This window comes from Deinococcus aquaticus (genome assembly GCF_028622095.1).
Classification (GTDB): Bacteria; Deinococcota; Deinococci; order Deinococcales; family Deinococcaceae; genus Deinococcus; species Deinococcus aquaticus.
This window is the reverse complement of the sequence record NZ_CP115166.1, coordinates 420,447-430,276: the sequence shown is the minus strand read 5'-3', so window position 1 is coordinate 430,276 and position 9,830 is coordinate 420,447. Positions and strand designations below refer to the sequence as shown.

The window sequence follows — 9,830 nt, the reverse complement described above, 5'->3', positions numbered from 1 at the left end:
GCCGGAGGAAGTGTGATTGGGAAGGTGGTACCGGGAAGGTGCTGTCGGGAAGAGGCAGGTGATGACGCTCGGGTGATTCGGGAAGGGGGGCAGCAGGTGTGCGGGCAACAGAAAAAAGGGTTGTGCTGAAAATCCGCTGGTGACGGGTGGTTCCGGTGTTAGGGACGGCCGTGTGGGTGGTGCAGGCCCGCTCCCCTGAAAAAGGGGGTCGGAGAGCGGGCCGGAAGGAAGCTCAGGGGCGGGGGTTAAGGTCGGGGCGGCTCAGTTGACGCGGACGGTCAGGGTGAACGTGACGCTGCTGCCGCTGGTGAGGCTGGTCTCGGTGGCGTCGATGCTGCCGTTGCCGTCGGTGTCCACCGCGAACTCGATCAGGGTGCCGGCGTTCTGCGCGACGGGCGCGGTCGCCACGGCCGTCCACGCGCCGCCGGAGATGCGGTAGAAGCCGCGCGCGGGGCCGCTGACGCCGGCCAGGACGGTATTGGCGGGGACCGTGTCACGCAGGACCACTTCGGTCAGGGTGTCGGTGGAGAGGTTGCGGGCGGCCAGGGTGTAGCGCAGGTACTCGCCGGGGAAGGCGTCCGCACCGCTCTTGATGACCGCGCAGGTCACGTCGTTGGCGCAGTTGTCGACCGTCTTGTCGATGGCGAGTTTGCCGCCCACGACGCGGGTGGTGTCGGTCACGCGGGCCGGGTTGCTGCCAGGGTCGCGGGAGACCGCGCCGGTGGCGGGGCTGGCGGGCGTGGTCGCGGCCGTCAGGGTGAGCTGGTTGATGCTCTCAGTGGGCGCGCCGGCGGGCACGTTGATCTTCACGGACAGCGTGACCTTCTCGCCCGGGTCCAGCGTGGCGGGGCTGGTGGTGCCCAGCAGGTTGCGGGTGGAGGCGTCACTGAACGCCGCGCCGACCGTGGAGAAGAAGGTGGTGCCGTCCAGCGAGTACAGGTACGTCCAGCCGCTGGTGGCGCCGCTGGGCGTGCTGGTGAAGGTGAGGTCGGCCGGGCTGAACGAGGTGTTCCCGTCGTTCTGCAGGGTGTGCTGGTACAGGGCCGTGCCGGGGCTGGTGGTGGTGCCGCTGCGGTCGGGCGTCAGGGCAATGTCGTACACCTGCAGCACGGTGACGGTGTCGTTGTTGTCAGTCCCGGTGGTGTTCGTGACGGGGCTGCTGGCGGTCTGCGTGACGGTGACCGTGCCGGGCAGGGCGGTGGTGGGCGTGGTCACCACGCCGATCAGTTTGATTTCCTGGCCGGGCTGGATGGTGCCGGTGTTGGTGATGGGCCCGGCGGCGAGTTCGTTCGCGTCGAGGACGCCGTCGCCGTTCAGGTCCTTGTAGTAGACGACGTTCACGGTGGTGGTGGTCGCGCCGGTGGGCGTGCTGGTGGGGAAGGTGACGGTCCCGCTGAGGTTGTAGTTGTCGGGCTGCGCGCCGTTGTTACCGACTTCCACCGTGAAGGTGGCTTGGTTGCCGGGCAGGACGTTGGTGTTCGCGACCGTGGCGGGCGTGCCGCCGTTGCTGGGGCTGGTGTTGCCGAGGGACACGCTGGGCGCCGTGACGGCCGTGATGGTGTCGGTGGTGACGTCGGTCCTGGTGGGGCTGACCTTGCTGGTGGCGGTGACGACGACCGTGCCGCCGTTGACGTCCGCGCCGGCCTGGGCGGGCACGCGCACGCGCACCTGGATGTTGGTGCTCTCGCCGGGGGCCAGGGGGCCGCTGTCGGGTTTGCCGCTGCCGTCCGTGTCGGTCAGGGAGACGCCGTCACGCAGCAGTTCGACGGAGGTGCCGGCGGGCAGGTCGTTCAGCGCGGCCGTGAGGTCGAAGGTGTCGGTGCTGTTGCCGGTGTTCCGGACGGTCTGCGTGAACGTGACGGTGCTGCCGGCGGCCAGGGACGCGACGGTCTGTTTGTCGGTGTTGTCGGGCGTGATGGTCAGGCCCTCGGCGCTGGTGTACACGGCGCCGGTGGTGGGGTCGGCCGCGCCGAGGGGGTCGCCGTTCGGGCCGATAGCGACGGCGGCGGTGGGGGCCTTGGTCACGTCGGCGGTGTTGGAGGCGGTGGTGGTGACGGTGCCGGTCGAGCCGGTGTACGTCACGGTGGCGACGTTGCGGTAGGGGCTCTGGCTGGTGGTGGGCGCGGCGGCGGCCGGGATGGTCGCCGTGAAGCTCAGCTGGACGCTCTGACCGGGGGCGACGCTGGCGAACACGGCCCTGACCTGGTCGCTGGCGTTGCTGTCGGCGTCGTCGTTGGGGTAGCTGACCACGCCGGTGGCGGGGGAGACGCTGGCGCTGGCGGCCTTGACGACCGAGCCGGCGGGGAGGGTGCTGGCGGCGCTGATGATGTCGTCGGCGAGCGTGACGTTCGTGGCGGTCTGCGTGCCGGTGTTGGTGCTCTGAATGCGGAACACGACGGTCAGGTCACCGTTGCTTTCGGTGGTGCTGGACACGACGCTCTTGCTGACGCTGAGCACGGCGTCCTGCACGACGTTCGCCTGCGCGTAGTTGGTGCTGCTGGTCACGCCGTCCGTTTTGGTGGCGTCGAAGGTGCTGACGGCGGTCGGCTGGATGATGACCTTGTTGACGCTGGTCGCGCTCGACGGGACCTGCAGAACCACGAAGAACTTGACCTGCGCGTCCGCGATGACGTTCTGGAACTGCACCTTGCCGTTCACCTGCGGCAGGGCGACGCGTTCACCGGGTTGCAGGATGCCGTCGCCGTTGGCGTCGATGTACACGACGCGGGTGGCGGGCGCGACGGTGTTGGTGACCGTGGAGTCGACGACGGTGTCGACGCTGAAGGTGTCGGGGCCGTTGCCGGTGTTGGTCAGGGTGTAGGGGAACACGACTTCCGCGCCGGGAACGGCCTGCTGCTGCTGGCCGGGTGCGGCGGGCGTGCCGTCGGGGCTGATGGTGACGCCGGCGACCTGTTTGACGAGCGTGCTGACCTGGTTACTGTTCGCGTCGAGTTTGGTGCCGCTGGCGTCACGGTAGGCGGCGCTCGCCTGGTTGGTGATCTGCGTGCCGGCGGTGGTGCCGGCGGCGGAGGCGACGCCCAGGGCGAGGAAGGCGGCCAGCATCAATGAACGGTGTTTCATGGGTCTCCTGGTGGGGCGGTGTGTGGTGGGCGGTGTCCGGTGTGAGGGGCGCTGCACCCTGCTGGGCGGCACCGGGTCCATGCCTTTACCGTACTGACACATTCCTTACACTGTTCTCACATGAACGTTATGCACCGTTTGGGGCGGGAATGTGTGGTTTATGCGCATAAAATCACTGCCAGTTTCCTTGTGTGAGCCCCAGGCTTCCCGCCAGTCTTCATGAGGGCCGCGCCGTTCAGGCTGGCCCGGCGGCCTCGCCGGGCGCCACCTGCACGGTCAGCCCGTCGCGTTTGGCCCGGTACATCGCCTGATCAGCCGCGCGGCACAGCGTCTCGGCGTGCAGACCGTGCAGCGGCGCCACCGCCAGACCCACCGATACACTCACCTGCACCGTGACGTGCGGCTCCGCCCCGCCCGGAAGCTGCACCCTGACCGGCCCGGCCAGCGCCTCACTGATCCGCAGGGCCACCTGCCCCGCGTCCTCGGCGGACCTCACGTCGGGAAGCATCACCACGAACTCGTCCCCACCGAACCGCGCGGCCGTATCCGAGCTGCGCAGGCACCCGCCCAGCCGCCGCGCCACCTCGCGCAGCAGCTCGTCACCGGCCCCGTGCCCGTACCGGTCGTTCACGTCCTTGAAGCCGTTCAGGTCCAGGAACAGCACTCCGCAGTACCCGCCGTGCCGTTCCAGTCGCAGCAGCGCCTGACCCAGCCGGTCGAGCAGCAGCGACCGGTTCGGCAGGCCCGTCAGGTCATCGTGATGCGCCCGGCGGGCCAGTTCCGCGTGCAGGCGCCGCTGCACCAGCACCACGGACGCCAGGTTCGCCAGCGCCTCGAACCACGTCAGCGACGCCTCGTCAAACGGCTCCCCGCCCGCCTCCGTGATGACCGTCAGCGTCCCGATCACCTGCGAGCCGCCCTGCAGGGGCAGCACCACGATGTGACCGCAGTGGTCGCCCGCGCGGCGCGCCTGGACCCGCGCGCTTTCCCGCGCGTCCGGTTCGTGCGGTGACGACAGCGCTACCTGCCCGGTCCGGCACACCCAGCCGCTCAGGCCCTCGTGGAATTCCTCGCTGGTGAATCCGTCCATGTTCGCCTGCCCGGCCAGCACGTACGGCCCGATGGCGCCTGCGTCCACCGTGATCACGCTGGCGCCGTGCGCGCCCAGCAGGTCCACCGGCGCCTGCACCACCAGTTTCAGGACCTCCAGTTCATCGTCACTACTCAGGACCGCCTGGGCAAGGCGGTACAGCACCGTCATGGAATCCGCTACGCGCAACCTGGAACTGGGCATCTGAACTTCAGGATGCCCCGCGCCGTCCAACACCAATCTGACCGGCCGCCCCGCAGTGGGACGTTCATGCAACCAGCGGCCCCTGCCCGCCCCGTCACGCGGACGCCCGGTCCGCTTTCAGGCCGCGCAGACCGCAGGTCCTTCTGTGCACAGGTCCTGGACGCCACGAAGTTCCCGGACGAGTCGTTCACGCCGCGGAACTTCAGGAGTCCGGACTGTGGACGGCCAGACCGTCATGGGCGACGTGACCGGTACGTTCAAGCTGCGCGGCGGGTCCAGACCACTGAGCGAGCCAGTCATCCTGACCCATCATCTGTGGTGCGATCAGTTCAGTGTGGTGTTCGCCGCCGCCACCCTGAAGTGACGACCACTGCGTTCAGTGATCAGGGACCGGGCTTCGGTGGGCGCGGCGCTGGTGTTTGCGGGTGTACATGCGTTCATCCGCGAGGCGCGTGAGGGACGCTCCGTCTGCCGCGTCTGCCGGGTAGAAGGCGGCGCCGCCACTGGCGTTCATGCCGGGGTCCGTGGCGGCGCGGGTGAGCTGGACGGCGTGTCCGACCCGTTCGAGTGCGGCGTGGGCGGTCGTGGCGACGTGCGGAGCGAGAATCACGGCGTATTCGTCACCGCCGAGCCGGAAGAGGCGGTCCTGAGCCGGGAAGGCGGCCTGCAGGGAAGTGGCGAAGGCCTGGAGTAGTCTGTCGCCGCGTTCGTGTCCACTGTGGTCGTTCACTGCTTTGAGGCCGTCGAGGTCGATGATGAGGACGCCGAAGGTGGTGCCGCTGCGCTGCGCGTCGGTGACGGTCTGGTCGAGTGTGCGGTCGAAGGCGTGGCGGTTGCCCAGGCCGGTCAGGCGGTCGTGCAGAGCCGCGAATTCCAGGTCCTGCAGGGCCGCGCGGCGTTCCTGGCTGATGTGGACGCTGCGGGCGGCCGCTTCGAAGATCCGGCGTTCCCCGTCCGTCCAGTGCGGCGCGCCGCGCCGGGCGGCGCACAGTGTCTGGGCCGCGCCAGCGGCCGGCAGGGGCAGGACTGCGGCGGCCTGCGTGCCCCAGCGGATCAGGGCCGGGTGGGCGCGCGGGTCCGCCGGGTACGCGCTGATCAGCAGGGGTTGAGCCGGCGGTCCGTCCGTGTGGTGGTGCAGGGGGCCGGTGTGCAGTTCGGGGGACGTTCCGTGCAGGAACAGCGTCTCGGGTGGCCGTGCGGGGTCGCTGCTGGTCACGGCCAGCCAGTCAAGCTGGCAGGTGTCCGCCAGGACCGGGACGAGCTCACGCAGGAGGTCCGGGAGGGGTCCGGTGCGGGTGGCGAGTACGGACAGCGCCGCGAGGGCTTCCGCCTCCCGGGTGCGGCGGTGCAGGTCCTCGGTTCGCGCCTGAATGCGGCGCTCCAGTTGCCGTTCGTTGTCCCTGAGGCGTGTCACCAGCTGCTGGAGGGCGCTGGCCAGGGCGTTGATTTCCAGGTACGCGCGCGTGTGGGGAATGGAGGCGTTCAACTCGCCGGCCCCGATGGCCTGCGCGGCCCGCCGTAACCGCGCGAGGGGCCGCGCGATGAAGTGCGCCACGGCGAAGCCGATCCCGGCGAACAGCACGCTGAGCCCCAGGTTCACCAGCACGGAGGTCCTGCGGAAGCGGTTGATGCCCGCGAACGCCACCTGGGTGTCCTGCCGGACGACTACCCGCCACGCCAGGCCAGGGTAGCTGCGGTACCCGGCGCTGCGGCTGACGCCGGTCAGGTACGTGCGGCCGTCCGGCCAGCGTTCCACGGCGTACCCGCTGCCCGGAAACCGTTCCAGGGTTCCCAGTGCGAGGGCCTTGCCCTGCAGGCCGGGCGGCCCGAGCAGCACCAGGCCGCTGCGGTCGAGAATGAGAATGTCGAGGTGATCGCGGTCCGCGGCGGGTTGCAGCAGGGACGCCCTCACTTCCTGCGCCCAGGTCCAGCTCAGGTGCGCGCCGAGGGTGCCGGTCACGCGGCCGGACGGATCCCGGATGGGCGCGGAGACATCCACGAAGCGCAGCGGTTCATTGCCCTGGCGGGGCAGCAGCGGCGCGAGCAGTTTCGCCTCGTGCACGTCCCCGGTGTACGGTCCGCGCAGCGCGCCCTGAAACCAGGGCCGCTGCGCGGCGCTCTGCCCTTCAAGCAGGCCGCCCGTGCTGGCCAGGACGGTTCCCCGGGCGTCGGTCAGGCCGATCCAGGCGTAACTGCTGAACGTGCTTTTCAACCGCTCCAGCAGGCGCCGCTGCTGATCCCGCACGCCCTGCCCGTCCTGGAAGACCTGAAGTTCGCTGATGATCTGAATGTCGCGGGCCCGTTCGAACATCCCCCGGTCGAGTTTGTCGTTCATCTCGAACGCCAGGCGCTGCAGGGACTGCCCGGTACTCTGCTGCAGGTGAAGGGCGGACGCCCGGTTGTTCAGGGCCGTTTCGGTGTACCCGAACGTCAGGAACAGTCCGGCCAGCAGGGTGGCCAGGAACACCTGCAGCGGCATGGTGGGCAGGGGGCGCATCAGCGGATCAGCCGGATTCCGTTTCGCTGGGCGCGGGAAGCGTGAAGTGGAAGGTGCTGCCCTGACCGGGTGTGGACGTGATCCACAGGTTCCCGCCGTGGCGCTCCGCGACGCGCCGGGCGATGGACAGGCCGATGCCGTTCCCGGCGTACGCTTCCCGGACGTGCAGCCGCTGGAACACCGTGAAGATCCGCTCGTGGTACTCGGCGGGTACGCCGATGCCGTTGTCCGTGACCTGCACGTGTACGAGGTCCCCTTCCCGCTGCGCGGTGACACTGATGATGGGCGGCCGGTCGGCGTGCCGGAATTTCACGGCGTTCCCGATCAGGTTCTGCAGCAGTTGCCGCAGTTGCGTGCCGTTCGCCAGCACGGGCGGCAGGGTGCCGTTTGTCACGGTGGCGTGCGCGTCCCGCAGGGGTCCGCTCAGGTCGGTCAGGACGGCCTGCAGGGCGGCGGCGGTGTCCTGCGCGGTGAGCGGCGCCTGCTCGGACGTGACGCGCGCGAAGCTCAGCAGATCCTGAATCAGTTGCTGCATGCGGTGCGTGCCGGCCGTGATGTGCCGCAGGTACTCGGCCGCGCGGGCGTCCGTGCCGGTCCGGTCGAACCGGCGGATCAGCAGTTGCGAGAAGCTGGTCACGCTCCGCAGGGGTTCTTGCAGGTCGTGACTGGCGATGAACGCGAACTGCTCGAGTTCGGCGTTGCTGCGCTCGAGCTCCTGCGTGCGCCGCTGCAGGGCGCCGGCCTGCTCGGCGCGTTCCAGCGCCAGTCGCAGGCTGAACATCACGGTTTCCAGCAGCGTGCGTTCCGGCGCGGTCCACGGATGCGTTTCGTGCCGACCGATGACCAGCACGCCCCGCGTGCGCGCTCCGCTCCGCACCGGGAACGACGCGGACGACCGGATGACGTGAATGTCGGCCTGCACGCTCTGCACGCTGGCCGGATTGAAGTGCTCCTGGTAGTAGGGCGCGCCGGTGTCGTAGGGACGGTCGACGTTGAGGGTCGCGCCGCGCGGCAGCCCCCCCCGGAGGCTGTCCAGCAGGACCGGGTTGCGGAAGTGCCCGCGGTGTGACAGCAGCGTCCACTGCCGACCGCGGGGTTCGTAGTACGTGCTGACACTGTCGGGCATCAGGGAAATGGCGATCTCCTGCGCGCGGCCGATCAGGGCGACCGGTTCATGCTCGAACACCAGGTCGCGGGACAGTTCCGCGAACTGCTCGAGCGCGGCGGTGCGGGCGGCGAGTTCGGTGTTCAGGCGCTGCAGTTCCAGCGTGCGTTCCCGCAGTTGCTCGGCGTGCCCGGCGGCGGTCGCCCGGTCGGGCCGCAGGTCCCGCACGTACGCCACGCTGAAGTCGCGGTCCTCCTCCCGCGCGGGCAGAAGCGTGACCTGCACGGGCACGCGCTGCCCGCCGCGGTCCAGCATGTCCTTCTCGTACGTCACGGACTGCCGTGAGGTCAGGGCGCTGAGGTAGTGTTCCCGGTCGGACGCGCGGTACTCGGGTGGGGTCAGGGCCGCCCAGTTGACCTGCCCGCCGCTGAATTCACTGCGGGTGAAGCCCAGCAGGTTCAGGTACGCGTCGTTCACCAACAGCAGCTGCCCGTCGGTGGTGCCGGCCGCCACGGCCACCGGGCCGTTCTCGATCAGCTGCTGCAGGCGGGCCTCGGCCAGGTCCGCCCGCCGCGCGGTGGTATGCAGGTCGGGGGGCTGGGTGGTGGGCTGGTCGGGGGGCGCGGAGCTGTCCTCCCGGGCGATCCGGCGCAGGGCCTGCCCGGTCAGCGTGAGCAGGGCCTCCAGGTGGGCGGCCGGGGTTCCGGCGGCCGGGGCGGGCAGGTACAGCGCGGCCGGCGGGTCCGTGAAGGCCAGGGGCGTGACGGTCCACGTGCCGTCCCGCAGGTCCGGCGCAGCGGCCGTCCCGGGTCCAGCGTTCCACTGTCCGGCCGTCCAGTGTCCGGCTGTCCAGCCGGCCAGCCCGGCCCCGCGCACGCCGGCGTCTTGCAGACTGTTCAGCAGCGCCCGCAGGGCCTCCGGCGCTGTCCGGGCCTCCCGGAGCCGCCCACGCAGGTTGTCGGTCAGTTCCTGCGTTTCCCCGGCGTCCCTGTGCATGTCATGAGGATAGCGTTCAGAATCCTCCTGCGTGTTTCTCATGACATGCCTCTGTAGGGGACAGCCCTTCATGTGCGGGCCGTTCAGGGGCGCGTGATATCCGGCTGCGTAGGCTGCGCGTTGCCGGGCGGTCTGCTGCGCCTGTCCGGCCGGAGGTCCCATGAATCCTGTCCAGCCGTCCCGTCCTGCCGTGCCTGCTTTCCTGCCGTGTATTCCGCGTCTCCGTCCTGGGAGGGCTGTTGCGCCTTCGGGAACGGGAACTCCCGGTGCCTTCCTGAACGCTGCGAGGTCCCTGGCGGCGCTGCTGACGGCCGGGGCGGTGCTGGGCTCTGGGCTGGCATCCGGGCTGGGAGTCGGGCCGGGCGGCTCGGCGCAGGCGGCCGGCTGGGAAGTGGTGTTCCGCGTGGGTGCCGTGCCGGTCTGCGCCGTGCAGAGCGCTCCGTACCCGCTGGTGGTGCTGCTGTGCACGGCAGGTGAGCTTCCCGCTGACCCGCACCGGGTGAGCACCGTGTCGGGCGAACTGCCGACCGGACTGCTGGAACTGCTGTCCTCGGAACCGACCGGGGACGGCGGGACACTCTACCGGTACCGCGTGACCGCCGGGCCGGCCGCGCTGCCGGTCCCGTCAGGCGCCGCTGGCGTGGTGATTCCCAGCCAGGACAGCGCCAGCGCCTCTTCCGGCCATCTCCTGAAAGGGGGCAGCGGAACAGGGGATTTCTGAAGCGGGCACTGTGGCAGGGGCGTGGCGAGACAGCAGGGCGGGCCGGATGAGGTCTGCGGTCTCTGCTTCGCCGCTGGTGCCGTTGGGCCGGCGCGGTTCTGGGCATCCCCTCCAGCGGGCCACGGAGATGGGGTTC

6 protein-coding genes are annotated in these 9,830 nt (G+C 70.1%); 2 read left to right on the top strand and 4 right to left on the bottom strand.

Going from position 1 to position 9,830, the window contains the following annotated elements:
• Positions 1-261: 261 nt before the first annotated feature.
• Both M8445_RS16685 and M8445_RS16680 read right to left on the bottom strand, forming a co-directional pair.
• On the bottom strand, positions 262-3,081 hold the full coding sequence (locus M8445_RS16685) for a beta strand repeat-containing protein (protein ID WP_273991105.1): 2,820 nt from the start codon (positions 3,079-3,081) through the stop codon (positions 262-264).
• A 235-nt stretch (positions 3,082-3,316) separates the two neighbouring features.
• Complete coding sequence (locus M8445_RS16680) at positions 3,317-4,375, bottom strand: sensor domain-containing diguanylate cyclase (RefSeq protein WP_273991104.1); 1,059 nt, start codon at positions 4,373-4,375, stop codon at positions 3,317-3,319.
• 217 nt (positions 4,376-4,592) lie between these two features.
• Here M8445_RS16680 and M8445_RS16675 point away from each other — a divergent pair, with 217 nt between their 5' ends.
• Positions 4,593-4,739 (top strand): hypothetical protein, encoded by a 147-nt coding sequence (locus M8445_RS16675; RefSeq protein ID WP_273991103.1) that lies wholly within the window; start codon positions 4,593-4,595, stop codon positions 4,737-4,739.
• Positions 4,740-4,751: 12 nt separating this feature from the next.
• Here M8445_RS16675 and M8445_RS16670 read toward each other — a convergent pair whose 3' ends face one another.
• Both M8445_RS16670 and M8445_RS16665 read right to left on the bottom strand, forming a co-directional pair.
• Complete coding sequence (locus M8445_RS16670) at positions 4,752-6,872, bottom strand: sensor domain-containing diguanylate cyclase (protein ID WP_273991102.1); 2,121 nt, start codon at positions 6,870-6,872, stop codon at positions 4,752-4,754.
• A 7-nt stretch (positions 6,873-6,879) separates the two neighbouring features.
• On the bottom strand, positions 6,880-8,973 hold the full coding sequence (locus M8445_RS16665; RefSeq protein WP_273991101.1) for a PAS domain-containing sensor histidine kinase: 2,094 nt from the start codon (positions 8,971-8,973) through the stop codon (positions 6,880-6,882).
• A 319-nt stretch (positions 8,974-9,292) separates the two neighbouring features.
• Between M8445_RS16665 and M8445_RS16660 the strand changes: the two genes are divergently transcribed.
• The gene (locus M8445_RS16660; protein ID WP_273991100.1) at positions 9,293-9,694 is read left to right on the top strand and encodes a hypothetical protein; all 402 of its coding nucleotides are present in this window, start codon (positions 9,293-9,295) and stop codon (positions 9,692-9,694) included.
• Positions 9,695-9,830 lie beyond the last annotated feature (136 nt).

Excerpts from the sequence above, each read along its gene's own strand:
- M8445_RS16685 (WP_273991105.1), bottom strand. The coding sequence starts at position 3,081 with ATGAAACACCGTTCATTGATGCTGGCCGCCTTCCTCGCCCTGGGCGTC.
- M8445_RS16670 (WP_273991102.1), bottom strand. The coding sequence starts at position 6,872 with ATGCGCCCCCTGCCCACCATGCCGCTGCAGGTGTTCCTGGCCACCCTG.
- M8445_RS16665 (WP_273991101.1), bottom strand. The coding sequence starts at position 8,973 with ATGCACAGGGACGCCGGGGAAACGCAGGAACTGACCGACAACCTGCGT.
- M8445_RS16680 (WP_273991104.1), bottom strand. The coding sequence starts at position 4,375 with ATGCCCAGTTCCAGGTTGCGCGTAGCGGATTCCATGACGGTGCTGTAC.